Source organism: Pseudomonas sp. SBT1-2 (genome assembly GCF_028640875.1).
Taxonomy (GTDB): domain Bacteria; phylum Pseudomonadota; class Gammaproteobacteria; order Pseudomonadales; family Pseudomonadaceae; genus Aquipseudomonas; species Aquipseudomonas chlororaphis_I.
Map to the genome: position 1 here is coordinate 1 of NZ_JAQZAA010000023.1, position 301 is coordinate 301.

The following is a 301-nucleotide window of genomic DNA, read 5'->3' on the forward strand; positions in this document are numbered from 1 at the left end:
CAGCCGTGCGGCGGTCAGGCCGTTCTTCGAAGAGTTGGGGCCAGAGGGTTGCGCCCGAATCGAAGCGGTGGCGATGGACATGAACACCGCCTTTGACCTGGAGGTTCGCCGGCACTGCCCCAAAGCGCGCGTGGTCTATGACCTCTTCCATGTGGTGGCCAAATATGGCCGAGAGGTGATTGATCGGGTCCGCGTTGACGAGGCTAATCGACTACGCCACGACAAGCCTGCTCGTAAGGTCATCAAGCAAGCGCGATGGCTACTGCTACGCAATCCACAGAATCTGAAAACGCCGGAACAA

Annotated in this window: 1 protein-coding gene; it reads left to right on the forward strand. The window is 59.1% G+C overall.

The genetic code is table 11. The features are described 5' to 3' along the window. On the forward strand, positions 1 to 301 hold a 301-nt coding region (locus tag PVZ78_RS02660; RefSeq protein ID WP_273828187.1), incomplete at both ends, for a transposase.